Here is a 24,902-nt window from a genome sequence, read left to right as displayed (position 1 = left end):
ATTTCATGAAGCCGTGTGCGAGGTGGAATCTTGATCAGGGTATTGGTTGTCGACGACCACGAGCTGGTTCGTTCCGGAATCACCCGGATGCTGGCTGATAACCCGGACATCGACGTGATAGGCCAGGCATCGTCCGGAGAAGACGCCATTGACTTTGTCCGCAAGCAACGGCCCGATATCGTCCTCATGGATATCCGCATGCCGGGTATCGGTGGTCTGGAGGCCACCCGGCGCATCCTGCGCATTGACGACTCCATTCGCGTGATTGTGGTCACCGCCTGTGCAGACGATCCCTATCCGACGCGGGTGATGCAGAGTGGCGCGAGCGCCTACATCACGAAGGGCGCGGACATCCAGGAAATGGTACGAGCCATTCGCCAGGCCCATTCCGGCCAGCGTTACATCAGCCCGGAAATTGCCCAGAAGATGGCGCTCAAGCAGATATCAGGCGACAAGGACGAGAATGGCGAGCTGTCGCTGTTCGAGCGGTTGTCCGAGCGGGAAATGCAGATTGCGATGATGGTCGTGGATTGTCAAAAGGTCCAGGACATCTCGGACAAGCTGTGCCTGAGCCCGAAAACGGTGAACAGTTACCGTTACCGGATCTTTGAGAAGCTGGAGATTTCCAGCGACGTGGAACTGGCCCTGATGGCTGTTCGGCTTGGATTGCTGGATGCCGACAAGGTCTGAGTCCAACACCGAGCACAACGGGGAGTTCGACAGCAAAAACTTCCTGAAGCAGTTGACCGAGCGGCCCGGCGTCTACCGGATGTATGACGCCGCGGGACAGGTGCTGTATGTCGGTAAGGCCCGCAATCTCAAAAAACGTGTCAGCAGCTATTTCCGAAAAACCGGTCTGGCACCGAAGACCGAGGCCCTGGTCGCCAAAATTGATGCTATCGAGGTCACGATTACCGGCAGCGAGACAGAAGCCCTGCTGCTGGAACAGAACCTGATCAAATCCCTGCGGCCGCCCTATAACATCCTGCTGCGGGACGACAAATCCTACCCCTACATTTACCTTTCTTCCCACAAGGATTATCCGTCCCTGACGTTTCGGAGGGGGCGGACCAAGAAAGGCGGCGGCACCTGGTTCGGCCCGTTCCCGAGCTCGGGTGCGGTCAAGGAAAGTCTTAACATCCTGCAGAAGGTTTTTCGTATAAGATCCTGTAGTGAAAGCTATTTCAGAAACAGAACCAGGCCCTGTCTTCAGTACCAGATCAACCGGTGTACGGCCCCTTGCGTGGGTTACATTACCCCCGAGCAGTACCAGGAAGACATCCGCCATGCCGCCATGTTCCTGGAGGGCAAGAATCCGGCCATCATCCATAATCTGATGAATGCCATGGAAAAGGCCTCCGCAAATCTTGAGTTCGAGAAGGCGGCTGCCTACCGTGATCAGATCAACCACCTGCGCCACGTGCAGGAGCAGCAGTCCGTCGACAGTGCCGGGGGCGATGCTGATGTGATAGCCATTGCCCAGGATGCGGGAATCGTCTGTATTGTCGTCATTATTGTCCGCGGCGGGCGGGTTTTGGGTACCAAGGATTATTTCCCCCGGTACTCGATTGAACAGACAGAAGGCGAATTGCTCAGCGCTTTTCTGGGCCAGTATTATTTTGGTGGTAATACCCGCCGCGAAATTCCCCGGGATATTCTGGTTCCGGTGGATGTTGAGGGCGAGGAGCTACTGGCCGAGGCTCTGTCCGAGGCGGCCAACCGCGAGACCCGGATACGTGGTAATGTGCGCGGGGAAAGGCGTCGCTGGCTGGAGCTTGCCATGACCAACGCCCGGCAAACCTTGCTGACGCACCTGGCCAGTAAAGAGACTGTTTACCGCCGTTTACTGGCCCTGCGGGACTTGCTGGATCTTCCGGAAACGCCTTCACGGATGGAATGCTTCGATATCAGCCACAGCCATGGCGAAAACACGGTCGCATCCTGTGTCGTTTTCGACGAGAATGGCCCGCTGAAGAGCGATTATCGACTGTATAACATCGAAAATGTGAAGGCCGGTGACGACTATGGCGCCATGCGCCAGGTGCTGACCCGGCGATACAAGCGTATGGTTGCGGGTGAAGGCAAGCGGCCCGACCTGGTATTTATTGATGGTGGCAAGGGGCAGCTGAACGTTGCCCGCGAGGTGTTTGACGAGCTCGGAGTTTCCGATATCCCGCTTATCGGTGTCGCCAAGGGCGTCACCCGCCGGGCCGGGATGGAACAACTGATTGATGCCATGACCGGAGACGTGTTCCGGGTGCCGGCGGATTCTCCCGCATTGCACCTGATTCAACACATCCGGGACGAGTCGCACCGATTCGCTATCACCGGCCATCGGGCGCGCCGAGACAAGAAGCGGCGGCAGTCCACCCTTGAGGGAATTGAAGGTGTTGGCCCGAAACGGCGACGCGAGCTGATCCGCTACTTCGGCGGGATTCAGGAGATTCGCAAGGCCAGTGTCGACGAAATGACGAAAGTGCAGGGCATCAGCAAGGCCCTGGCTGAAACGATTTACGCAGCATTGCATGACGAATAGGAAGCCCATGAACCTGCCAAACCTGCTCACACTCTCCCGCATCGTGATGATCCCGGTCTTCGTCGTGGTGTTTTACCTGCCTGTGGAGTGGAGCTACATCGTCAGCGCGCTGATTTTCGCACTGGCGGGTGTGACTGACTGGCTTGATGGTTACCTGGCCCGTAAGCTTGACCAGAGCACGCCGTTTGGTGCTTTCCTCGACCCTGTTGCGGACAAACTGATGGTGGCTGTGGCTCTGGCGGTGCTTATTGAGGAGCATTCCGCGGCGCTGCTGACCATTCCGGCCACTGTCATTATTGGTCGGGAAATCGTCATTTCTGCCTTGCGCGAATGGATGGCAGAGATCGGAAGCCGGGCCAGTGTGGCGGTTTCCTACATCGGTAAGATCAAGACGACCGCCCAGATGGCGGCAATTGTCGGTTTGCTGGCATTTCCTCCAGGCAATACGCTGGCCTATGTTGCTATCGCGCTTCTGTATATGGCAGCCGGTTTGACCCTGTGGTCCATGGTGCTGTATCTGAAGGCGGCCTGGGCTGACCTGTTCCCGGAGGAACGGGAGTCAGCCTGACCGCATCGATTTTGCGTCAGTCATCTGTCAGGCAGTTATAGACCCAGATAACGGTTTCCTTTGATAAACGGTTGGCTGCGGCACCGAACGACCGTACGACGTCGTCCAGTTCTCCGCTGTCCGCCGCCTGGCTGAGCCGTCTGTCCCGGACGCACAGACTCTTGCGAGAGCGATTGTCCAGGACCTCCGTATGCAGCTCGATAATCACCTCCGTTTTTCCATTCCGCTGTTCCGCATGAAAGGCAGACAACTCACTGATCAGCGTCAGATCGGTACTGGCCGGGCTGGTATCAGTGACCACATTGGTTAACCCTTCACTCTGCCTTAAAGTGTCTATCAGGTGATCCCTGATCAAGACCGGCGCGCTGTCCCGCCAGCGGGCCAGGCTATAGGTCTGGATCTCGTGAGGCGAGGGGCTGGTCAGGATGCGGGTTCCATTCAGAGGTTCGGACGCAAGCGGCGTATCCACTCTCAGGGACTGCGGACGTCGGGGCGTCAGGCGCTCGACCTGTTCTACCGTACCGAGGCTCATGACCCTTGGTGCTTCCGGAGCGGGAAAGACCGTGCATGCAGTGACAGCAAGCGACGTCAGCAATGCGGCGATACCTTTGACGCGACTCATCATTGATCAACTTCCTTGATATCGGATCCGCCAAGCAGGGTGCCTGCGGGGTTCGCCTCGAGCCGGTGGGCAAACTGGTTGAGATTGCGCAGGGCGCTGCGAAGCTCCCGGATGGCTGGAGTCAGTTCGCCCAACCCCTGGAGCCCCGCATCGAGAGCGCCGGCGTTAGTGCGGGTCAGGTCATCAAGGCGGGTCAGGGTCGGCTGCAGACTGGACAGAGCCTGATCCATGGAGTCCAGCACAGGCGCCACCTTGTCCAGCAGGATGGCATTGGCATTATCGGAAACGTCGGAGACCTTGAGAGCGGCTTCCTCAGCACGTGTGCCCGCGGCGTCGAACTGCTCCATCAGAGCCAGCAGTTTCTCCCTTTGAGCCAGGAGGGAGTCCGTTGCAGCACGGGTATTCTCGAGAATGCTGGAGATATTCTCCATGTTCTTCTCAGAGAACAGATTATTGGCGCTGGTCAGCAGAGTCTCGGTCTTCTCGATCAGGGCCTGGCCGTTGGTCAGCAGGCTGCTGAATGCAGAAGGATCTGCGTTGATGACCGGTGGGTTGTTGCGATCGCCCTGCAGCACGGGGCTTTCCCTGGTTCCCCCGCGGAACTGCACGCTCATGCTGCCAGTGATGTTGGCGAGGATCAGCCCCACATGGGTGTCCTTGCGAATGGGAACTTCCTGATCCACCCGCACCAGAACGCGAACGTGGCTCGGGTTCTCCGGGTCCAGGGTCAAATCCAGAACCTCGCCCACAGGCACGCCGCTATACAGCACCGGATTACCCTCGGAAAGGCCGGAAATCGGATGGTCGAAGCGGATCTGGTAGTAGGCCCATTCACGATCCGCGGACGATTTGCCCAGCCAGAGGGCAAAAATCAGCGCCGCCCCTACGGCCAGGACAGTGAACAGGCCAATAATCACATGATGCGCCCGGGGCTCCATCAGACGTTTTCTCCTTGTCGCCTCGGTGTTCGGTCAGCGGCCGTATAGCTTGCCGCCCGGCCCCTCGGGCCGTTGAAGTAATCCTGTATCCATTCATCCGGGTTGGCGGCGACAGTTTCCAGTGTATCTGCAATCAGGACACGCTTCCGGGACAGCACGGCGACCCGGTCACAAGTGGAGTAAAGGGTGTCAAGATCGTGGGTGACCAGGAATACCGTTAACCCCAGGGCATTGCGGAGCGTGACAATCAGCTCGTCAAAGGCCGCTGCGCCAATCGGATCAAGACCTGCTGTAGGTTCGTCGAGAAACAGGATTTCCGGGTCCAGGGCCAGGGCTCGTGCCAGGCTCGCACGCTTGACCATACCACCGGAGAGTTCCGCAGGGTACTTGAGCGCCGCATCCGGAGGCAGGCCGGTCAGGGCAAGTTTCATGCGTGCCACGTGCTCCGCGTCCGCGCGCTTGAGTCCGGCATGCTCGATGAGCGGGACGGCGATGTTTTCCTGCAGGTTCAGCGAGGTGAACAACGCGCCACCCTGGAACAACACGCCGAACCGCTGTTCCATTCGTGAACGTGCCCGGGGAGACAGGGTATCCAGGATTTCGCCGAATACCCGGATTTCACCGGATGTGGGTTTGTGCAGACCAATGATGCTGCGCAACAGCACCGATTTTCCGGTGCCGGAGCCACCAACCACACCAAGAATTTCTCCCCGGTACAGGCCAAGGTCGAGATTCTCGTGGACAACGTGATCTCCAAATCGATTGCAGAGGTTGCTGACCTCGATAACTGTGTCCGCTGTGTGCTGCGATTGACCCGTGCCTTCGACTGCCGCCATCGGTTACCACCCCATTTCCATAAAGAATAGCGCAGCGATGGCGTCCAGCAGAATTACGATAAAGATGGACTGCACCACGCTGGAGGTGGTGTGCTCGCCCACGGATTGGGCACTACCGGCCACCTTGAAGCCTTCGAGACAGCCGATGACGGCGATCAGGAAGGCAAAGATCGGCGCTTTGGAAATGCCGACGAGGAAATGGCGCAGGGCAATGTCCCTTTCCACGATGGCCAGGAACTGGGTCAGGGTGATATCCAGGGACAGCACACACACCAGCGCGCCGCCCACCATGCCTGCCATCATGCCGACGAAGGTCAGGATCGGAAGGCTGATCATCATGGCCAGAACGCGCGGTAGAACCAGCAGTTCGATGGGACTCAGTCCAAGGGTTCGGATGGCATCGAGCTCTTCGTTGACCTTCATGGCGCCAATATGGGCGGTGAACGAACTGGCCGTCCGTCCCGCCAGCAGGATGGCGGCGAGCAGTACGCCGAATTCCCGCAGGAAGGAGAACGCCACCAGATTGACCGTATATATGGTGGCGCCGAAATCCTCGAGTACCGTGGCACCGAGAAAGGCAACAACGGCACCGACCAGAAAGGTCAGCAGGGCAACGATGGGAAGGGCGTTCAACCCCGTGTCCTGAATGGACGCCACAAACGGCGTTACCCGCCAGCGCTTCGGTCGGGGCAGCACCCAGGCCATGGCGGCGAGAGTCTGGCCAATGAATCCGAGCAACACCCAGATCAGACGGCCGAGTGCCTCCACCTGCTGGCCGGTATGACCCAGGAACAGGCGAATCGGGGAAACCTTTGGAGGTACCGGTTCCTGCCAGTCTTCCAGGGACCGGGCCACCGCCAGCAACAGGGCCGCCTTTTCTTCCGGCAGGGTTGCTTGCGCAGTTACGTGCCGCTCCAGGGCTTCCGGACCTAAAAAGGATGCCAGTACCGAGGCCCCTGCGGTATCAATATGCTTCAGGGCCGATAGATCCAGAGTGGTCGGTGAGCTCGCCCCGGCACGGAGGGCAGCCAGCTGCTGTGACAACGAGTGGTAGCCCGAAAGAGTCCAGTCGCCGGCAATGATCAGGCGCCCGGACTCGAACCTGGCATTGCCGGCGCCGTTTTCGGCCTCGCCGGGTGCCTTTGACTGGGGAGGGCTTGGTTCCATCTGTGGATGCGTCCGGACCTCGGAAAGTTATTGAATATCAAGCTAATGACAGCTTAGAGATTCAGTAGCTTATCCGCCAGTATCTTTCGGTCTTCCTGATCGTGGCTGGCCAGTACCAGAACCTTGCCAGCGGCCTTGTGCCGGAGCAGCAACGCCCGTAACTGGGTGCGGGCCTCGGCATCCAGTCCGGTCAGGGGCTCATCCAGCAACAGGATGGGCTGATCCCGGAGCAAAGCCCGCAAGAGAGCAACGCGCTGGCGCTGTCCACCGGACAGGTCTCCCGGCATCCGCCTTTCAAAACCGGTCATCCCGACGCTGACGAGGCCGTGCGAAATGGCTTCTTTCTGCGTACGGGTCAGTTTCAGTCCCGGGTGTATCCCAAGTCCGATATTGGTCTGGACGTCCAGATGCTCAAACAGGTTATGCTCCTGGAACAGGCTGGTTACCGGTCGCTCCCATGGGGGCAGCTCATTCAGTAATCGGTTTTCCCAGCGAATGGTTCCGGATTCCGGCGTGAGAAAGCCTGCCAGCAGATTCAGGAGGGTGGACTTTCCGGAACCACTGGGGCCGTTGATGGCAATGCATTCTCCATGATCGACGCCAAACGTGAAACGCCAGATGGTTTCTGTTTCCGGATACCTGAAGGTCAGCCCCTTTACCTCAAGCATGGCGGCCCTCCGCGAGTGCCTTGAACACATTGCCTGCGAGGTTCCTGTGATTACGTCTGTAGCCGGGCAAACTGAAGGCGGCAAAGACCAGCAGCAACAAGCAGACGAGCCACAGAGCCGTGCCGGCCGCAAGGTCCATGCGGTAGCTGCCCAGCTGCTGGTAAAGCAGAACCGGTATCGTGGGTTGTCCCGGCGTGCCGAACAACGCAATAACGCCAAAGTCTCCCAGTGACAGGCCCGTTCCATAGGCCATGGCAAGAGCAAGCGGACGCTTGAGTCGCGGCCAATGCAGCCAGCGCCAACGATACCAGCCGCGGAGCCCAAGCTGATCTGCCTGACGCACCGTGGATTTGTCCAGATTATTCAGCGGGCCTCTCATAAGCTGCGTGACGAACGGCAATGCCATCACCCCGTTTATCAGGGCAACGAGGGCCAGACCGTCATAGGAATTTCCGAGGCTTGGTCGGAGAAGCAGGAACAGCGCCGTGCCCAGGACAATTGGAGGCACCATCAGCGGGACAGCTGTTGCGACTGAAGATAACCTCGAGAGGTGACCACCACCCCGGCTGGACATGGAGAGAACAAGCAGGCCGGAGAACACAGAAAAGGCACCGGCAGGCAGGGCAATGGCAAAGCTACGCAGCGTTGCCTCCGTCATCTCGTTCAGGGGCTGACCACCGTTTATCGCTACCGTAGCGAGTCCGGGCAGGCCGCGGAAGAGGACCGCGGCCAGTGGCAGCAAGAGAAAAAGGGAAAAACATAGCAACAGGGCTACATCCTGGAGCCGCCTGACTCCCTGGCTGTCCGGCCGGGGTATGGATTCCGGAAATTCACGTGCTGGCGAGAGGTTAGCGGACAAACTTCGACGTACCATCAGGAACCAAAGCGCACCGCAGATCAATAACTGCACGACCGCCAGCAGGGCCGCTCGACCGAAATCGAATTCAAATCGCAGAGACTGATAGATGGCTACTTCAAGAGTCGTTGACGCCGGACCGCCGCCCAAGGTCATCACAATGGCGAAGCTGGTAAAACACAGAGTGAATACCAGTGCTGCCACTCCCGGCAACACGCGGCGCACGGCCGGCCAATCCAGGGTGCGCCAGAGCCACCGGCCTTTCAGCCCCAGTTGACTGGCAATACGGCGACGTGGGGCGGGGACCGATTCCAGCGCCTGGAGCAGGATCCGGCCAGCCAGTGGCGCATTGAAAAAAACATGGGCCAGCACGATGCCGTTCAGCCCGTAGAGATTCCATCGGACCGTGGTCCACTGTTCAACGATGGCGGTCAGCCATCCGTGTCTTCCATATACAGCCACCAACCCCGACACTGCCACGATCGTGGGCAGAACCAGGCTCAGCTCCATCACACGCAGTAGCAGTCTTCTGCCGGGGAATCGTGGCTGCCGGACGAGAGCGAGAGCAATGAACAGCCCCAGCAGCAGGCTGAGGGCAGTGGAAACGGTTGCTTGCCAGACAGTGAAGCGAATGACGTTATTCAGGTAACGGTTCCGCCACAGCTCGGACACCTCCGGCAGGTGAGCCTGCCAAAGCAGCGCTGCCACGCCGGTAACGGTCAACGCAATCAGGCCGCAGGCGATGGTCAGGCCCGGGCCAATCTGCCAGGCCGGATGGCTGAATGGCGCCTGCGTGTATCCGAAGGGAGAGTGACGCATCACGGAATCATTGCGTTCAGCCATTCGTCCAGCCAGGCTTTGCGTCTTTCGGCCACCCTGGCGGGGTCGATAAACAGGGTGGCGTCCGGCTGAATCAGTCGAGCAAAAACGTCCGGTAATTCGTCACCCAGGTCTATGGCCGGGTACATCACGTTCTTGAGCGGTATATGGCGCTGGAAATCCGGTGTCAGGATAAATCGCAGGAACTCTCCGGCCAGATCTTTCTGATCCGAGGGCTCTACCATTGCCGCTACCTCAACCTGCAGGTAATGGCCTTCCTCAAATTCCGCCGCCTGGTAGCGATCGGTTTTGTCGATGGCCATGTGGTATGCCGGGGAGGTGGAATAGGAGAGGATCATGGGCGCTTCACCGTTCATGAAAAGCGAGAAATAGCCGTCGCTCCAGCTCTTTGTGGTGGTGAGGATGTTGTCGCTGAGCGCCTGCCACTTCTCGCCCGCACGATCGCCATAGACTGCCTTCATCCAGAGCAGAAGGCCGAGGCCGGGTGTGCTGGTCCGGGGGTCCTGGATGATTACCTGGAGATCGTTGGGGGCGTTGACCAGTTCTTCCAGGCTTTTCGGTGGATCGGGCAGCTCCTCGGTGTCGTAGACGAAGGCAAAATAGCCCCAGTCATATGGCACGAAGAGAGAGTCCTGCCAGTCGACGGGCAGGTCGAGTGCATCAAGCTTGATGTCATGGGGAGCAAGCAGGCCGGTCTGGCGGGCGGTTTCCATGGTGCCGGTGTCCAGTCCGAGAACCACGTCAGCGTCGGTCGACTGCCCTTCAAGCCGCAGGCGTTGCAGTATGTCGCCGCCGCTCTCGAGGACGACATAGTCGAGAGAGCAACCGCATTGTTGCTCGAACGCCTCTTTTACGCCCGGGCCAGGCCCCCAGTCGGCAGCAAACGACGGGTGCGTATAAACAGTCAGGGTGTTGTTATCCGTTGCATTGGCAACGAGTGGCAGGCTAATGGCTGCCAGCAAGGGCAGGGACTGTCTGAGCATGGTTCGCGTCCTCGATCTGGATCGGAGGGGGACCATGCCACGGTTTCATCAGAACGGTGAACGCTCAATCCCTTCGCCGGCATGATCCGGATCAGGTTCCGCGGGTATGGTCTCAGCCCCCGGTGTTTGAGGAGGGCACCCCGTTGAGTGGCAGCCAGTATAGCATGTCAGGCATGTTTGCCCGCCCGAAAACCAGGCGGATCAGTTGAACTCGGGCAGGTCCGGCTTGACCAAAGGCTTGCCAGCCTCCTGCCAGGCGTCGATCCCGCCGGCTATAGACTGAACGTGAATATACCCCATCTCCTTCATCGCCTTGGCGGAGAGGGCGGAACGCCCGCTGTTCTTGCAATAGATCACCATATTCAGCCCCCGATCCTCCAGGGCCGGATCGTTGGTCAGTTTGAACTCGAGAATGCCCCTGGGAATGTTGACGGCTCCCGGGATGTGACCGGCGTGAAATTCGTCTGCTTCGCGCACATCAATCAACAGGTCGGCCTGTTTGATGGCTTCCTCGGATTGTTCCAGTGGAACTTCCCGGATGTCGGCTTTCGCAGCTTGAACCATCTCCTGAACTGTTTTCATCGTGAAAGGCTCCTGAGTATCTGTTGCGGATATTAGTACGTGTACGTGAGGCCAGAAGCGATTGTCGTTATCGCATGAGCATTATAAATCCGTACAGGCTGACCGATATTTTACAAAGTTTGACATTGTTTCTCTAAATGCCCCGTATCAGAGCGAAATCTATGCTGAATTTCTGTGATTTTTAACTTGCTCCCTGATCAGATGGTCTATCTTTGTAGTGGACTGGTCAGTAATTGAACATTGTCGACCGACCAAGGATGTGGCAGTTGGAGGATAACAATAATGGACGTTACACGTGCGCTGAGGAAAGGATCCCTGATTCTGGGAGCGGCCTCCCTGGTTGCCTGCGGTGGGGGCGGGAGCGGGAATAGCGATGGTGGCGATACGGTGGCTGCCCTGGCGTGTGAATCGCCGGACCTTCCGGTGTATACGCTGGAAATGGATACTCAGAACTACGCGGGCCAAACGATAGACATATCCGTGGGGAGCGATATTGGAGGAATGCTGGGATTATACAGCGACCTCGAAGAGGGCTTCACATTGGTGGACAACGTTCGCGGCAATCTCGTCAGCCAGAGCGGTGGGAAGGCTGGTTCCATTCAGTGCAAGGGTGGTGGCACAGCGACAGTCAGTTATTTGGGCTCTGGTACCGATACGGATGAGCAGTGGAGCTTTGACCAGTGTGAGGTTGCGACGGGTGCGGGCTCCGTTCGCCTCAGTGGCAGTTACCGGTACGTGGACAGACAAACGGCGCAAACCAACACTTCCCAGACCCGTGAAGGCTTTGAGGATTACAACATCACGGGAGTGGCCATCGGCTCAGGGGCCGACAGTTCTGACGAAGCTCTGGTCATCAAGGGGCGGAGCGGTTTTGTCTTTGAATATGAATTTGACAGTGAGGATGGTTGTGTAACAGAAGCCATCTCGGGCCTGGAGTATAAACGGGGGCAGCGCTATGTGGCTCTGAGTGCGGCCGAGACTCGGCTCGACCGGGCGGGCTCCTCCACGCGAATCGGGATTCAGGGCAAGCTCGTAGGCTCGTCCATCAATGGCTACGTCAACATAGGAACACCCACTTCCATCCTCTTTGAGGATTCGCAGACCTGTCCGGTCGAGGGCATTATCAGCGTTTCCAGTAACGGTGAAGCGCAGGTCCGGTTTGGCTCCAGTGCAGGGGGGACCGCGCCGGCGACCGGTGTTGCTGTTTGGGTCAACGGGCAATCAGAGAGTTTCGATAACTGCCAGGACATTGGTGTGGCACCACTGTACTGATAAAACGAAAGGGAAGTCACTGCTATGAAAACAAGAACACTATTCGCTGCTATCGCCGTTAGTTCCATCTGGGTATCCAACGCCCAGGCTGTGGAGTTCTATCCCGGATATTTTGGCCTTTCCGTGGGCCAGGCTGAAGTTGATGATTTCTGTTCCGGGGCTGAAATTTCCTCCTGTGACGACAGCGCCGTGACGGCTCGTCTCTATGGTGGTTCCGAGTATATCGGTTTTGCCAACTTCGAGTTTGGCTACCGTTACCTGGATGAAGTTTCCGCGTCGGGCACAGTCGAAGGCCTCGGCTTTGCCTCTGCCGAAGTCGAAGGTCACTTTTTCGATGCGACGCTGCAGCTGGGTATGCCGAGAGCGGGGCGTTTCAAGGTGTTTGCCAAAGCCGGCGCAATGTTCTGGCAGCTGAACTATGAAGCCACTGCGCAGACCAGTGGGGGGAATCTCCGTTTCAGCGACGATGACACCGGGGTCGCTCTCAGAACCGGGCTCGGTGCCAGCTTTAACGTTTCCGAGAATTTCCGGGTACGGGCTGACTGGGACTTTCTCATGGATGTCGGCGACGAGGACGAAACCGGTGAGTCCGACATCAACGTCTTTAGCATCGGCCCCGAATTCCTTTTCTGAACCGAAAGAGGGGTCAGATGAAAGCTTTCATCTGACCCCGCGTCGATGCTCTCCCGCTCTCCGGATCTTCCGTTCGATTCCGTAAAGCGCCCGCCAATCAGAGTGTTGTGCAATTCTTATCAACTACCGGTAACCTTGTGTGCGTGTTGAGACAGCATGTATTCAGACAGGGGATCGCTTGTGCCCAGATTTCTTCATACCGCTGACTGGCAGATGGGCCGGTCGTTCAGCCGATTTGAAACCGAAGATGGTGCCGCGCTGGTAGAGGCCCGATACGCAGCGATTGAAAAGCTGGCACAACTGGCAGTCGAGCAGGAATGCGATGCGGTCCTGGTGGCGGGCGATGTGTTTGACGCCCAGGCGGTTTCCGACCGGACAATCCGCCGAGTCTTCAATGCCACCAGTGTATTCAAGGGCCCCTGGATAATGCTCCCCGGTAACCACGACGCTGCCCTTGCTGAAAGCGTCTGGACACGGGCCCGGCGTCTTGATGCTGTACCCGGAAATATCCACCTGGCGCTGGAGGCCGGTGTCATCCTGCTGGAAGAGCAGCGTCTTGCGGTCCTGACGGCACCGCTGACCCAGCGTCATACCTACACTGACCTCACAGAAGACTTCAAGGATCGGGAAACGCCCCAAGGCTTTCTCCGTATCGGCCTGGCTCATGGCAGTGTGCAGGGGGTGCTGCCGGATGACGTGGATTCAACCAATCCGATCGCGCCGGACCGGGTTGATCTGGCCAACCTTGACTATCTTGCCCTGGGCGATTGGCACGGTACCAAAGAGATCAACGAACGAACCTGGTACAGCGGTACACCGGAACCTGAGCGCTTCCGGAATAACGATGCAGGCTACGCCCTGGTGGTCACCATTCCTGAGCCCGGAGCTGTCCCCGAGATAACAAGCCACGAAATCGCGCGCTATCGGTGGCATCAGTGGCGGGAAACCTTGTCGGTGCCGTCCGACCTGGACAGGCTGATCGAGCGTATGGAAGAACTCCCGGAAACCTCGGTGCTGGATATCAGACTGGATGGTGCCATCACCCTGGAGGGGCTACAGCGCCTTGATCATGCGCTCTCCCTGGCTGAGGCCCGATTCCGGAGCGTGGCCTGCGATCGAGCATCACTCCAACTCGAGCCCACCGAAGATGACATCGCGTCCCTGCACGCTGATGGCTATCTCGGAGACGTCATTGAAGAACTGCAAATGCGTCAGGGAGGGGATTCCCCGGGGCCGGCGCGGGATGCCCTGGCAATCCTGGCGGGAATGCTGAAAAGCCGCGATCAGGGGGTGAACCAGTGAAGCTCCAGCGGCTGCGTATTGAACAGGTGCGGCAGTTTCGAACTCCCATCGCTCTGGACGACTTACAGCCGGGTATCAATCTGATACACGGTCCCAATGAATCCGGGAAAAGCACCCTGGTGCGAGCCATCCGGGCAGCTTTTTTCGAGCGTCATCGCTCCAAATCGGTTGAAGACCTGCGCCCGTGGGGCGACTCTGCTGCCGCCCCGGCAATTGAGCTGAGCTTCGAGCACGGTGGTCATCAATGGTCGCTGACAAAAAGCTTCCTACAGCGAAAACGTTGTGACCTGCAAATCGATGGTCAGAGTTTCAGCGGTGAGGAAGCTGAAGAAAAACTCGCCGAGCTTCTGGGCTACCAGTTCCCGAAAAAGGGCGGTAGTAAGGAGGAACACTGGGGTATCCCGGGGTTGCTTTGGGTCGAGCAGGGCACCGGCCAGGATATCGAAAAGGCAGTTGAGCACGCCGGTGATCATCTGAAGTCCGCCCTGAACAATCTGGTTGGTGAGGTAGCCAGCACCGGGGGCGACGACGTAATCCAGGCCATTGAAAAGCAACGGGCAGAACTGCTGACCGGAACCGGAAAACCCCGGGGAGAGTACCTGCAACTGGAAAAAGAGCGGGCCGGGTTGGAGGCTGAAATCGCTGAACTCGGAGCCCGGATAGAACAATACCAGGCCCAGGTTGATCGCCTCGGAATCCTGACATCGGAGTTTGAGCGAGCCAACAGGGACCGGCCCTGGGAAGAGGCCCGCCGGAGGATGGAGCAGGCGCAGCAGCACTTGCGGCAAGTGGAGTCACTTCAGGCGCAACAATTGAGGGAGCAGGAAACACTCGATCATGTTCGCCAGCATCTGAAGCTGCTTCACCAGAACCGGGAACAGATGCAGAGCCAGGGAAAGAAGCTGGAGCAGAGGGAGGCTGATCTCTGTAAAGCCCGGGAACTCCTGGTGGAGGAAGAAGCCCGCACGCCTGCCCTCGATCAAGCCGTCCGGGACGCTCGTGAGGAATACGACACGGCGGTGAGGATCGTCGAGCAAGCCCGCCAGCATGAGATCAGGACACGGTTGAAGCAGGAGATTGCGCGCCTGCAGGGACAGTATAAGACCTCCCGCCAGAGCCTGGACAAGGCAGCTGAATTCCAGCAAAAACTGGACGAGGCCCGACAACAGAAGCAGGAGAACAGGGTTGATGCCGATGCAGTGCAACAAGCCAGAGCCACCCGGCGCCAACTTGATGAAGAACGGATCCGGTCACAGACGATCGCCACGCGTCTGACGTGGCAGTTGGAGCCCGGGCAAAGTCTGGAGCTGAATAACGAGTCCCTCGAGGGCAAGGGCGAACGCCGCCTCCTGGACGAGAGTACCATGCAGATTCCCGGTGTGGGGCGCTTAGGTATTTACCCGGGTGGTGAAGATCTGGCGAGTGTCCGGCGGAACCTGGCCCGTCTCGAGCAGGCACTGGACGAAAAGCTCCGAGAACTCGGTGTCCGGAGCCTTGATGAGGCAGAACATAAGCTTGCGCACTATCAGGATGCCACAAGCAGGCTGAAGCACTCCGAAGACCTGCTATTGTCGGTTGCGCCCCAGGGCCTGGAACGCCTCCGGACGGTTACCCGGGATACCCTTGCCGAGCTCGAGGCCCGAAAGGAGGAGCTCAATGCTCTGCTGGACGCTTCGGGGACGGCTGACGACTATCCTCCGAGTCTCGCCGATGCCGAGCGCGCAAGAAAACAGGTGGAAAGCCGTCTTTCCGGGGCGGAAGCTGCCCGGCGTCAACATGAGAAGGCAGTTCTGACCGCCAGGCAGAATGTTCAGAATGCCAACCGTGAATGGGAGCAGCTCGCCGAGGAACTGAGCAAGTCTGAAAGCCAGCGCCAGCTTCAGGAGCTGGTTGAGAGAATCTCGGCATCGGAGAAACGGGAATCAGAGCTTGTAACAACTCTCGCGTCACTGGACAAAAAGATCCGTGACGCCAGACCGGACCTGCTGCAACAAGACATCCAACGTTTTCGCCAGGCAGCTGAAACCCAGCAGAAAGCCCAGGAAAACCGTGAGCGGGAACTGAGGGATGTCAGGGTCAGGCTGGAAGCCTGGGGGGCGGAAGGGCTTGAAGAGCAGCTCAGCGAAAAATCCGGAGAGCTTGAGCACGCCAATCGCCGCTACGAGGAACTACACCGTAGAGCGGAGGCGCTTGATCTGCTCTTGAACGTACTGAGCGAAAAGCGCCAGGCGCTGACCCGGCGCCTGCAGGCGCCGCTGCAAAAACATCTGGATCACTACCTTTCTGTGCTTTTCCCGGAAGCAACGCTGGAAGTGGATGAACACTTGATGCCCGGCAGGTTTTCCCGTGGCAGCGAGTTGGGAACGATGACTGAGCTGAGTTTCGGGGCCCGGGAACAGATGGGCCTGATCAGCCGACTGGCGTATGCGGACCTCTTGCGGGAAGCCGGGCGGCCAACCCTGATTATCCTGGACGATACACTGGTGCATTCCGATGCGGAACGGCTGGACGGGATGAAGCGGATTCTGTTTGATGCGGCGCACCGGCATCAGATCCTGTTGTTCACCTGCCATCCTGAAAAGTGGCAGGACCTGGGTGTGGAGCCCCGGGATCTGCAGGCATTGAAGAGTCAGGCTGTATCCTGAAAACGAAAAAAGGCAGCCGAAGCTGCCTTTTTTGTGTCTTGGTCGGTTAATTACAGACCAATCACGTTCTCTGCCTGCGGGCCTTTCTGGCCCTGGGTAACGGTGAACTCGACCTGCTGGCCTTCAGCCAGAGTCTTGAAACCGCTGCCCTGAATGGCGCTGTAGTGAACGAATACGTCGGGGCCACCGTCGCGAGTGATGAAGCCAAAGCCTTTGGATTCGTTGAAGAACTTGACGGTGCCGGTAGTAGTAGACATAAAGATAAATCCTGAATTCGATATTTAATATGTGCCGCCAGGGATCTTGGCGATCTGCTGGTCAGCGATGTGCGGGAAACAAAAAACTGGCGGGATCAAAAACAGGACTTGCTACTGCTTTGCAGCGTCTTATTGATGAAATGCTTTGCTAAATCTTTCCAACGAGGGCCACTGTACCCCTGTTGCTACGAAATGCCCAGCTTTTTCTCATAGGCATTTACACGTGTCGGGAAACTGGTCGGGCCGGCGAACAAACTTTAATCAACAAATCCCTATAAAACAGAAACTTGAAAAAAAGTATTGACGGCAGAACCGTAATCCGTAGAATACGCAGCCGTTGACGAGGCAATGCCTCTGAACACAGAGCGGGAATAGCTCAGTTGGTAGAGCACAACCTTGCCAAGGTTGGGGTCGCGAGTTCGAATCTCGTTTCCCGCTCCAATTTCTCTCCGGTTTGCCGGTTGGAAATCACAATTCAAGTCTCTCAATGCCTCCTGAGAGCAAAAAGCCAGTTTCACAGGCTTTCCCCGGCGCGGTGGCAGAGTGGTTATGCAGCGGACTGCAACTCCGTGTACGCCGGTTCGATTCCGACCCGCGCCTCCAATTTCCATCTTTCCTCAATACCTGAAAGGCTCGCGAAGCAGTTGTGAGTTTGTGGTGGTTTTCCGGCCCGGGCATCCCGTTTTCAGCTACACTTATTAGGCTGAATGTTTGTACGACTTCAGGTCGCTGGATCGCGTCCTCAGATTGCTGTCGGGGTGCGTCAGGTTGGCCGTAGAAGCCAGGCCGAGGGAAGGATGCAGCTATCTTCGGAAACCCGCCTTAAAGCCATACTGGACGGAACCGGTGCAGGCACCTGGGAATGGAACCTGGACACTAACGACGTCATCTTCAATGAACGTTGGGCCGGCATGTTGGGCTATACCCTGGACGAACTTGCCCCCGTTACCTTCGGCACATGGGAGCGTCTCTGCCATCCGGCGGATCTGGATCTGGCCTGGAAAGCTTTGCAGAAATATCTGGATGGGAAAGGACCGCAGTTTGAGTGTGTCATCCGGATGCAGCACAAGGACGGCCAGTGGCGATACATCCATACCCGGGGAATGTTGCTGAACGGCAATGGGCAGCCGCGCTGGCTTATGGGTACCCACCTCGATGTGACGGAAGAGAAAGTGACCGGGCGCAGGCTCGCCCAGTTAGCGGAATCGCTGCCCGGCATTATCTACACCTTCGTCATGGAACCTGACGGGCGTTATTACTTCACCTACATGAGCCGAAAGGTCGAAGATTTTTTCGGGCTTACCGCGGCCGAAGCGTGTGCGAATGCCGAGTTGCTGTTCCAGCATATTCACCCCGATGACCTTCAGGCAGTCCACGACTCGATCGGGAACTCCTTCGCTACGCTTCAGCAATGGGTTTGCGATTACCGCGTGATCAATAGCGGAATGACCGGGTGGTTGAGAGGTGTCGCAAAACCTGAAAGGGAACCTGACGGCAAAGTCATCTGGCAGGGCATGGTCATCAATATTGATGACGAAAAACGGCTTGAGTTGGAGTTGGAGCGTTTATCCGTTACGGATGAGCTTACCGGGCTCTTCAACCGCCGCTATTTCCTCCGAAAGCTGGAAGAGACGGCCACGCAACAGGAACGTTACGGGGGCGAGTTTTCACTGGTTTCCGTGGACCTCGACCATTTCAAGGAGATCAACGATGCCTATGGCCACCCTGTCGGGGATCTGGTGCTCAAACGGTTTGGCCAGCTGATCCAGAATCGTGTGCGGAAGTCGGACGTGGTAGCGCGCACTGGAGGCGAGGAGTTTCTGATACTCATGCCCCAGACTTCCCTGGAGAATGCAGCCCAGGTGACTGACGATCTTCGCAGCGCCATCGAGGCAGAGAGCTTTGTCAGCGACGAGAATCAGGCATTCACCGTTACCATGAGTGCTGGTGTGGTCAGCTGCAGGGAAGAGGTCGTCACCGTTCGGGAGCTACTCTCGGTCTGTGACCGGTCCCTCTACAAGGCAAAGCGCAAGGGCCGTAATCAGGTCATGGTGCAGTATCCCGCGTCAGAAACCCGGGCCTGAAGTGAGCCGGAGAAAGTAGAAAACCCCGCCGAAGCGGGGTTTTATGCGTGCGGTCTATGTCAGATAGCTTCCGGCAGGGGATCCTGAATCACCGTGTGGATGAACTGGATGACGTTGCGTGTATCCTCCGCCTGTTTGACGAAGGCTTCGATGTTGCTGCCGGTGTAGTCGTCGCTGGCAAGTACCCGCTCCCAGACGTCTTCGGTACGGTCGCCATAGGCACAGCTGAGGTCGACCGGTTGACGTTCGACAAAATCAACCTGTGCACCGGAATAGACGGTTTGGGTAGTGTGGTTGAAGGCACTATAGTCGACATAACCACTGGCCAGGCGATTGGTGCCGCACTCCGCTGGATTACTTTGGCAGGCGGTGGTACCTGTCATCAGGAACAACAACCCTTCATCGGTCAATTGCTGCTCCAACTCAGGCTTAATGGCCAGATCTACCGTGGTCCACGAACCATCCTGCATGATTTCAACGCTGCCCTCCAGCTTGCCCCAACGCATCAGCGCCCAGTACAGAGCCAGCCCGGCGAGGGGGGAGTCAACGGTCTGGTAATAATCCAGAGCCCCGGTCCCATCATCTACGCCATATGCCAGGCGGCCAGACAGATCCAGTTTCAGGCCGACAGAAGCGTTGATCGAATTCATGACATCGTACAGAGCCCGGTCAAGAACACGTGGGTTCGTCAGAGCGACACGGACCACATTCAATCGGCCAAGCTCCAGTTCGATCACATCATCTTCATAGCCTTCAACGATTGCGCATTCACCGGAATCCGGGTCGAATGCCATTGGCACGGTGCCGCCATTCACGGAGACCGGCTGGGGGCAATTATTGGCATCCAGAATCGGAACCCCGTCTTCGTCCCGTATCAGCGCCCAAAGGTCGCCAAAGATCTCGCCTTTGTTGGTAAATTCGACGCCTTCGTTCAGTCCAAGCACGGTATTGATGAAAACCAGGCCATCAATAGTCAGGGGCACACTCTTGTTGGAAGCCCCCCCAAGGAAGGCAGCGGCGGCGTGCATCAGGTCAACCCTTCCATCCGATGTGGGTAGCGTCTGCAGTGGGGCTTCCGGCATGTCCTGGATCACATCGTGCATGAACACGATGGTCCGGCGTGCATCATCTGCATGGGTGGTGAAGCCGGCAATGTTCGCGCCGTAATAATCCTCCAGGCCGAAAACCTGCTCCCACGCATACCCCGTGTCATCACGGTAATGGCAAGCGCTGCCGTCGTCATAATACTGGACGTAGCTCAAGAGCTGGGTTGCGTAGTCCAATTGCCGGTCATGAACGGCTTGTGACAGGTCGGCATAGCCATTATTCAGGTCAACGCCATGATCCCTTCCGGGCGTGCCGTCCCGCAGATAGGCGAGGTCACCGAGTTCAAGATCCTCCCGGATCTCGAGCCACTGGGGCGCAATGGTCTGGCCGCCCTCGTGTTTCTCAGGACCATAGCCGGCGATCCGGCCTTCTCTGAGAAGCGCGTTGTAAAGGGCAAGGTTCTCGCGTGGCGAATCAATGGTGCTTTCAATCGGCGCGCCGGTGACCGGATCGCTGGAGACCAGGACCAGTCGTCCCGCCGGATCCATTTTGACGGCCTCGGAGGCATTGATGTTCTTGATCGCCTCTTCCAGGGCACGTGCGAACACCGTGGGGTTCTGGGTCATGGTGCGGACCATGTTCAGCCGACCAATCTCCAGTTCGATGGTGTATTGTTCGTAGCCCTCTTCGACCGTGCACACGGGTTCCTCTTCCAGAGTATCGATGACCATGGGCACGGTATCAGTCGTAGTGCCGTCCGGAAGCGTGATCGTCTCGGAGGCGATGGGCTGCATGCACCCTTGGGCATCCAGAACCGGGACGCCATAGGCATCGCGAACGATCATCCAGAGGTCGCCGAACAGGAACTGCGGATCATTGGGCAGATCGTTCAGGCCCAGAGCTGAGTTGATAAAGATGACAGAGTCCACCGAGAGCGGTATTTCCTTGCCGGTGGCGGCGCCGAGGAACGAGGCGGCGCTATCGAGCACGTTCGGTGAGATATCGGCCTGGACGGTGGTCCCACCATTATCAATAGCGTCTCTCAAACTGCTGAGGCTTGAGGAGCTGCCATCACAGCCTGCGAGAAAAACGGAGGTCAACAGAGTTCCAAGTAAGGCATTTCGATAGTTGCACAGATCAATCATGACCACACCCATTAACGATGTTAAGACGGATTACCGTAATCAACACAAATCCGGACAGAAGTCGTTGACTGGCAACTACATGGCAGACCTCCGAAGGTCGCGCCTACCTCGTTCGCTCTTCCGTACTGAATAACTATAGAACGGAAAGAGATGAGGGCGGATAGATCTGGATCAAGAAATGGCTCCCCCGAGAAAATGGTCCTGGTGGTGGATCTGACCCACGGCAGGTTTTCCGATGTGCCGGCTTGAGGCTACTATTCTCAGGAGGAGCCTCAATTCAAAAGGGGGAGGCACGGATGGCCGGATTACGTTTCAAAGACAGAACAGATGCCGGCGCACAATTGGCCGAAGCTTTGGCGGCGATCCGGATCGAGCCTGGCGCGGTGGTACTTGGTTTGCCCCGTGGCGGCATCCCTGTCGGCTACGAAGTTGCGCGACGCCTGCACCTGCAACTGGATTTCCTGAATATCCGCAAGCTCGGGGTGCCCTGGCAGCCGGAGGTAGCGATGGGTGCGGTTGGGGAAGATGGGGTTCCTCACCTGAATGCGGACCTGGTGCGTTCCCTGGCGATCACATCCGAACAGATCAAACGGATAAGGGACCTGGAACTGAGCGTCATCCGGGAGCGGAAAAAGGCCTACCGGGGGTTCGCGCCAACAGCAGATCTTCAGGGGCGGCAGGTGATCCTTGTTGACGATGGCATTGCTACTGGAGCAACCATGGATCTGGCGATTGAAATGGTCAGAACGGCCGGCGCGCGGTCGCTGATCGTGGCGATTCCCGCGGGGCCTCCGGGCACGTCTGACAAATACGAGGATATGGTTGATCACTGCATCTGCCTGCAGGAGCCTGCCGAATTCAATTATGTGGGGCAGTTCTACCGGAATTACCAGCCGGTCACGGACGACGAAGTGTGCGAGCTGTTGGGCGCAAGTTTTCAGGCGCTCAACCGGGGAGCATCGTGACACCCCGACTGAGCAGGCGCTGAAACTTGCCCGCAGGCATGGGCTTGCCGAGGTGATAGCCCTGCACCTCGTCACAGGCCAGCCGGTCAAGGTGTTCCATTTGAGCTGTGTTTTCGACGCCTTCAGCGATCACTTTCAGGCCGAGACTGTGGGCCATCCGGATAATCGCGAGCACTACTGACGAGTTATTGGGATCCGTGCCCATGTCATGGATGAACGAGCGGTCGATCTTGAGCTTGTCCACCGCAAAGCGGTTCAGGTAGGCGAGACTGGAATAACCGGTGCCAAAATCGTCGATGGCGAGGTGGATACTGCGCTGCTTGAGCCCACGGATGGTGTTATCCACTCGTTCCTGGTTGCCGATAAGAACGGACTCGGTCAGTTCGAGTTCCAGGTATTGGCCTTCGAAGCCGGTTTCGTCCAGGATCGCACCCACCTTGTCGCACAGATCGCCGCGCTGGAACTGGATGGCAGACAGGTTAACGGCCAGCGTGATCGGCGGCAGGCCGAGATCCATCCAGGCCTTACCTTGCCGGCAGGCTTCTTTCAGGACCCATTCGCCAATCTCGACTATGAGCCCGCTTTCTTCGGCGATCGGGATAAACCGCGAGGGAGAGACCCACTCCAGCTCTGGATTGTTCCAGCGCAGGATGGCTTCGGCGCCCGTAATCCGACGGGAGGCCAGATCCATCTGGGGTTGGTAATAGACCTCCATCTCCTTTCTTTCCAGCGCCCCGCGCAGCTTCGCCAGCAGATTCTGGCGTTCGAAGGCTTTCTCCTGCATGGCAGTATCGAAGCGCCGGAAAGTGTTTCTTCCCTCCAGTTTCGCTGCATACATGGCGGTGTCCGCATTGCGGGAGAGTGAGGTGAAGTCAGTGCCGTCGGCGGGATACAGTGCCACCCCCATGGAGACCGATGTGGCCAGATTATGCCCGTCCACTGCAAAACTGTTGGCGAACAGCTGATGCAGGCGGTCCAGTTCATGGACATGGGCTTTCTCTTCCGGCCCCAGTTTCGCAAGTACCATAAACTCATCGCCCGAAGCGCGGGCGATAATGTGGGTTTCTGGCGGAAGGGTTCCGAGACGGCGGGCAACTTCCTTCAGCAGGCCATCGCCGATGGTATGGCCCAGCGAGTCATTGATGTCCTTGAAGTTGTCCAGGTCGAGATACACCAGAGCGTAGCGACTGCCATCGGACATTGCCTGTGCGAGTCGTTCATTGACCTGTTCCTCGAAACGGGCGCGGTTGGGGAGCCTCGTCAACGGGTCGAAGTGGGCCAGAAATTCGATTCGGGCCAGATTGGACTTGCGCTTGGTGATGTCCCGCACGAAGGAGAAGAAGCCGGAGGTAAATGTGCCATCGAACACGTGAGCACTGATTTCCACATCCCGGATGCTGCCGTCTTTGTGGCGCCAGCGGCTTTCCAGGCGCCCGGATCCCTCGGCCATTATCTGGTCCAGCGAGTGTTCGACAGCGGCAGAGTCCATTTCCGCATCCAGATCACGAAGGTTCATTGTCAGAAGTTCGCTCTGGCTGTAACCGGTAATCTCCTCCGTTGCGCGGTTAACCTGAAGGAAGTTGGCCTCGTAGTCCATGACCAACAAACCATCCATGGCGGCCTGAACCATCAGCTCATAGTTGGCCTGGGTCCTGCGATGGTCGGTTACATCAGTGGCTATGGCCCCGCTTCCGGAAATCTGGCCGGCTTCATCGACAATTGGAAAATGAACGGCCTCGAACATCCTCGGCTCATTCTCGAAATTAACGACATCGGTTACCGTGATCGGCTGGCCCTGTTCCCGTGCCCGGTGATCATGGCGGTCGATCGTTGCGGCCGCGGCAGGGGGGAAAACGTCAAAAATGTCTCGCCCCAGGATCTGTTTTTCCGGGAGTCCCACCAGCTTCCGGAAAGCGGGATTGATCAGTGTCAGGTGGCCATCTGCATCGGCCAGATAGATGAGCGCTGGCGAATGTTCGATAAAGGTGCGCGTCAGGGACTCACTCAAAGCCAGTTGGGCCGTCCGCTCGGAGACCAATTCCGACAGGTGTTCTTCATGGCGCTTGAGGTCACGGAAGAGAAACTGGTAGGGCCTGATCAGCCCCGTCACCAGTACACCACGATAGATCAGGTAAGCCGACACAAGCAGCAGGTAATGCCCGAGTTCGTTGGCAAAGCCATAAACACTGACATACTGGGTCAGCGTCAGTGTCGCCAGGATATTGAATACCAGCGAGGTCTCGATCAGATAGAGCACCGGGGGGGCAAAACGTTTTCTCTGCCGGTAGAGCAGTAGCATGGAAACCGCGAAGAGTCCGGCGATAATGTACTCGGAGGTGACCTTGAACCGGGTCAGGCCGGCACCTTCGAGGTAGCTGTCGGGAAACATCCCGAAGAATACGGCAGTTGCCAGAATCAGGGTGGCAGTACCAAAGACCACAAAGGGTGGAATGAGGCTGATGTGCCATCTGACAGCCATGATGCCAATCAGGAAGGCAACAGCTTCAAGATACCGGAATGCAACCCACAGCTGGGTGGGCAGGTTGCCGTCATCCCCGGGAAAAATGCCAATGCCCTTGTAGCTGAGGGTATGGAGCAGCTCGAGGGAGGCTACGAAGATTGCGGCGGTGCCAATCACACCGAGGAAGCTGTTAGATGCCCAGTGCCGGGTGTGCCAGGCAAGTGCAAAGAGCCCGGCGAGCACAACGATCCGGATCATTTCCACCAGAGTGTGGAAAAGCAGGTAGTCGTTGCGGGCAATCAGATGCAGCAAGGCAAGCACAATAACCAGCCCGACCACTTGCGGCAGGGCGATCGGCAGATCGGATCTGGGTGCTTGACTCTGGTACCGTGGCATGGGCTTTCTGCAAAGAGATGCTTGAAGCTTCCAGTCTATACCACCGTGGTATTTTCGGCTCGTGTTTGCGGGAAATTACTGACCCGTCACTGACCATGG

Annotated in this window: 20 protein-coding genes, 2 tRNA genes and 1 riboswitch; of the genes, 11 read left to right on the top strand and 11 right to left on the bottom strand. The window is 57.8% G+C overall.

Features of this window, described 5'->3' with window-relative positions; translation table 11 throughout:
- Positions 1-30: 30 nt before the first annotated feature.
- Genes uvrY through pgsA form a run of 3 tightly spaced genes read left to right on the top strand, consistent with a single transcriptional unit; the run spans position 31 to position 3,104 of the window.
- The gene (gene uvrY / locus MD273_RS08450; protein ID WP_239037301.1) at positions 31-690 is read left to right on the top strand and encodes a UvrY/SirA/GacA family response regulator transcription factor; all 660 of its coding nucleotides are present in this window, start codon (positions 31-33) and stop codon (positions 688-690) included.
- Positions 674-2,536 carry an excinuclease ABC subunit UvrC gene (gene uvrC / locus MD273_RS08445; protein ID WP_239037300.1) on the top strand — a complete coding sequence of 621 codons (1,863 nt, stop codon included), beginning with the start codon at positions 674-676 and terminating at the stop codon, positions 2,534-2,536. Before uvrY ends, uvrC begins: the two co-directional genes overlap by 17 nt.
- Positions 2,537-2,543: 7 nt before the next feature.
- Entirely contained in the window at positions 2,544-3,104 is a 561-nt protein-coding gene (gene pgsA, locus MD273_RS08440) for a CDP-diacylglycerol--glycerol-3-phosphate 3-phosphatidyltransferase (RefSeq protein ID WP_239037299.1), read from the top strand.
- 16 nt (positions 3,105-3,120) lie between these two features.
- On the opposite strand, the gene MD273_RS08435 is transcribed toward pgsA, so the two are convergent.
- The 8 genes from MD273_RS08435 to MD273_RS08400 all read right to left on the bottom strand — a co-directional run bounded on the left by MD273_RS08435 (position 3,121) and on the right by MD273_RS08400 (position 10,596).
- Positions 3,121-3,726: an ABC-type transport auxiliary lipoprotein family protein gene (locus MD273_RS08435; protein ID WP_239037298.1), complete on the bottom strand. Its 606-nt coding sequence runs from the start codon at positions 3,724-3,726 to the stop codon at positions 3,121-3,123.
- Entirely contained in the window at positions 3,726-4,664 is a 939-nt protein-coding gene (locus MD273_RS08430; protein ID WP_239037297.1) for an MlaD family protein, read from the bottom strand. The genes MD273_RS08435 and MD273_RS08430 overlap by 1 nt, the downstream gene beginning before the upstream one ends.
- Entirely contained in the window at positions 4,664-5,500 is an 837-nt protein-coding gene (locus tag MD273_RS08425; protein WP_239037296.1) for an ABC transporter ATP-binding protein, read from the bottom strand. Before MD273_RS08425 ends, MD273_RS08430 begins: the two co-directional genes overlap by 1 nt.
- 3 nt (positions 5,501-5,503) lie before the next feature.
- Complete coding sequence (locus MD273_RS08420; protein ID WP_239037295.1) at positions 5,504-6,667, bottom strand: ABC transporter permease; 1,164 nt, start codon at positions 6,665-6,667, stop codon at positions 5,504-5,506.
- A 53-nt stretch (positions 6,668-6,720) separates the two neighbouring features.
- Complete coding sequence (locus MD273_RS08415) at positions 6,721-7,335, bottom strand: thiamine ABC transporter ATP-binding protein (RefSeq protein WP_239037294.1); 615 nt, start codon at positions 7,333-7,335, stop codon at positions 6,721-6,723.
- Positions 7,328-9,034: a thiamine/thiamine pyrophosphate ABC transporter permease gene (gene thiP / locus MD273_RS08410; protein WP_239037293.1), complete on the bottom strand. Its 1,707-nt coding sequence runs from the start codon at positions 9,032-9,034 to the stop codon at positions 7,328-7,330. Before thiP ends, MD273_RS08415 begins: the two co-directional genes overlap by 8 nt.
- Positions 9,010-10,014 (bottom strand): thiamine ABC transporter substrate binding subunit, encoded by a 1,005-nt coding sequence (thiB, locus tag MD273_RS08405; protein WP_239037292.1) that lies wholly within the window; start codon positions 10,012-10,014, stop codon positions 9,010-9,012. Before thiB ends, thiP begins: the two co-directional genes overlap by 25 nt.
- A gap of 51 nt (positions 10,015-10,065) precedes the next feature.
- Positions 10,066-10,167: riboswitch (TPP riboswitch) on the bottom strand.
- A 48-nt stretch (positions 10,168-10,215) separates the two neighbouring features.
- On the bottom strand, positions 10,216-10,596 hold the full coding sequence (locus MD273_RS08400) for a rhodanese-like domain-containing protein (RefSeq protein ID WP_239037291.1): 381 nt from the start codon (positions 10,594-10,596) through the stop codon (positions 10,216-10,218).
- Positions 10,597-10,878: 282 nt separating this feature from the next.
- Here MD273_RS08400 and MD273_RS08395 point away from each other — a divergent pair, with 282 nt between their 5' ends.
- The 4 genes from MD273_RS08395 to MD273_RS08380 all read left to right on the top strand — a co-directional run bounded on the left by MD273_RS08395 (position 10,879) and on the right by MD273_RS08380 (position 16,448).
- Positions 10,879-11,868 (top strand): hypothetical protein, encoded by a 990-nt coding sequence (locus MD273_RS08395; protein WP_239037290.1) that lies wholly within the window; start codon positions 10,879-10,881, stop codon positions 11,866-11,868.
- 24 nt (positions 11,869-11,892) lie between these two features.
- Positions 11,893-12,501 carry an outer membrane beta-barrel protein gene (locus tag MD273_RS08390; RefSeq protein WP_239037289.1) on the top strand — a complete coding sequence of 203 codons (609 nt, stop codon included), beginning with the start codon at positions 11,893-11,895 and terminating at the stop codon, positions 12,499-12,501.
- Positions 12,502-12,681: 180 nt separating this feature from the next.
- On the top strand, positions 12,682-13,803 hold the full coding sequence (locus tag MD273_RS08385; protein WP_239037288.1) for a metallophosphoesterase family protein: 1,122 nt from the start codon (positions 12,682-12,684) through the stop codon (positions 13,801-13,803).
- Positions 13,800-16,448 (top strand): AAA family ATPase, encoded by a 2,649-nt coding sequence (locus tag MD273_RS08380; protein WP_239037287.1) that lies wholly within the window; start codon positions 13,800-13,802, stop codon positions 16,446-16,448. Before MD273_RS08385 ends, MD273_RS08380 begins: the two co-directional genes overlap by 4 nt.
- A 50-nt stretch (positions 16,449-16,498) precedes the next feature.
- Here MD273_RS08380 and MD273_RS08375 read toward each other — a convergent pair whose 3' ends face one another.
- The gene (locus MD273_RS08375; RefSeq protein ID WP_239037286.1) at positions 16,499-16,705 is read right to left on the bottom strand and encodes a cold-shock protein; all 207 of its coding nucleotides are present in this window, start codon (positions 16,703-16,705) and stop codon (positions 16,499-16,501) included.
- A gap of 365 nt (positions 16,706-17,070) precedes the next feature.
- On the opposite strand from MD273_RS08375, the gene MD273_RS08370 reads away from it, so the two are divergent.
- The 3 genes from MD273_RS08370 (at position 17,071) to MD273_RS08360 (ending at position 18,789) form a co-directional block, all read left to right on the top strand.
- A tRNA-Gly gene (locus tag MD273_RS08370) sits at positions 17,071-17,146 on the top strand.
- 88 nt (positions 17,147-17,234) lie between these two features.
- Positions 17,235-17,308 (top strand) — tRNA-Cys (locus MD273_RS08365).
- Positions 17,309-17,502: 194 nt separating this feature from the next.
- Positions 17,503-18,789: a sensor domain-containing diguanylate cyclase gene (locus MD273_RS08360; protein WP_239037285.1), complete on the top strand. Its 1,287-nt coding sequence runs from the start codon at positions 17,503-17,505 to the stop codon at positions 18,787-18,789.
- A gap of 59 nt (positions 18,790-18,848) precedes the next feature.
- Here MD273_RS08360 and MD273_RS08355 read toward each other — a convergent pair whose 3' ends face one another.
- Positions 18,849-20,936, bottom strand: a complete 2,088-nt coding sequence (locus MD273_RS08355) for a hypothetical protein (RefSeq protein ID WP_239037284.1) — start codon at positions 20,934-20,936, stop codon at positions 18,849-18,851.
- A gap of 341 nt (positions 20,937-21,277) precedes the next feature.
- Between MD273_RS08355 and MD273_RS08350 the strand changes: the two genes are divergently transcribed.
- Positions 21,278-21,946 (top strand): phosphoribosyltransferase, encoded by a 669-nt coding sequence (locus MD273_RS08350; RefSeq protein ID WP_239037283.1) that lies wholly within the window; start codon positions 21,278-21,280, stop codon positions 21,944-21,946.
- Here MD273_RS08350 and MD273_RS08345 read toward each other — a convergent pair.
- Positions 21,927-24,803 (bottom strand): bifunctional diguanylate cyclase/phosphodiesterase, encoded by a 2,877-nt coding sequence (locus tag MD273_RS08345; RefSeq protein WP_239037282.1) that lies wholly within the window; start codon positions 24,801-24,803, stop codon positions 21,927-21,929. The two genes, MD273_RS08350 and MD273_RS08345, sit on opposite strands and share 20 nt — an antisense overlap.
- Positions 24,804-24,902 lie beyond the last annotated feature (99 nt).

Origin of the sequence: Marinobacter sp. C7, from assembly GCF_022343555.1 — a bacterium.
Classification (GTDB): domain Bacteria; phylum Pseudomonadota; class Gammaproteobacteria; order Pseudomonadales; family Oleiphilaceae; genus Marinobacter.
Note: the sequence above shows the minus strand (reverse complement) of the source record. Positions and strands in the feature narration are given on the sequence as shown.

Coding starts and splice junctions, on each gene's coding strand:
- uvrC (WP_239037300.1), top strand. CDS start 674: ATGCCGACAAGGTCTGAGTCCAACACCGAGCACAACGGGGAGTTCGAC.
- pgsA (WP_239037299.1), top strand. CDS start 2,544: ATGAACCTGCCAAACCTGCTCACACTCTCCCGCATCGTGATGATCCCG.
- MD273_RS08435 (WP_239037298.1), bottom strand. CDS start 3,726: ATGAGTCGCGTCAAAGGTATCGCCGCATTGCTGACGTCGCTTGCTGTC.
- MD273_RS08430 (WP_239037297.1), bottom strand. CDS start 4,664: ATGGAGCCCCGGGCGCATCATGTGATTATTGGCCTGTTCACTGTCCTG.
- MD273_RS08425 (WP_239037296.1), bottom strand. CDS start 5,500: ATGGCGGCAGTCGAAGGCACGGGTCAATCGCAGCACACAGCGGACACA.
- MD273_RS08420 (WP_239037295.1), bottom strand. CDS start 6,667: ATGGAACCAAGCCCTCCCCAGTCAAAGGCACCCGGCGAGGCCGAAAAC.
- MD273_RS08415 (WP_239037294.1), bottom strand. CDS start 7,335: ATGCTTGAGGTAAAGGGGCTGACCTTCAGGTATCCGGAAACAGAAACC.
- thiP (WP_239037293.1), bottom strand. CDS start 9,034: ATGGCTGAACGCAATGATTCCGTGATGCGTCACTCTCCCTTCGGATAC.
- thiB (WP_239037292.1), bottom strand. CDS start 10,014: ATGCTCAGACAGTCCCTGCCCTTGCTGGCAGCCATTAGCCTGCCACTC.
- MD273_RS08400 (WP_239037291.1), bottom strand. CDS start 10,596: ATGAAAACAGTTCAGGAGATGGTTCAAGCTGCGAAAGCCGACATCCGG.
- MD273_RS08395 (WP_239037290.1), top strand. CDS start 10,879: ATGGACGTTACACGTGCGCTGAGGAAAGGATCCCTGATTCTGGGAGCG.
- MD273_RS08390 (WP_239037289.1), top strand. CDS start 11,893: ATGAAAACAAGAACACTATTCGCTGCTATCGCCGTTAGTTCCATCTGG.
- MD273_RS08375 (WP_239037286.1), bottom strand. CDS start 16,705: ATGTCTACTACTACCGGCACCGTCAAGTTCTTCAACGAATCCAAAGGC.
- MD273_RS08360 (WP_239037285.1), top strand. CDS start 17,503: ATGCAGCTATCTTCGGAAACCCGCCTTAAAGCCATACTGGACGGAACC.
- MD273_RS08350 (WP_239037283.1), top strand. CDS start 21,278: ATGGCCGGATTACGTTTCAAAGACAGAACAGATGCCGGCGCACAATTG.
- MD273_RS08345 (WP_239037282.1), bottom strand. CDS start 24,803: ATGCCACGGTACCAGAGTCAAGCACCCAGATCCGATCTGCCGATCGCC.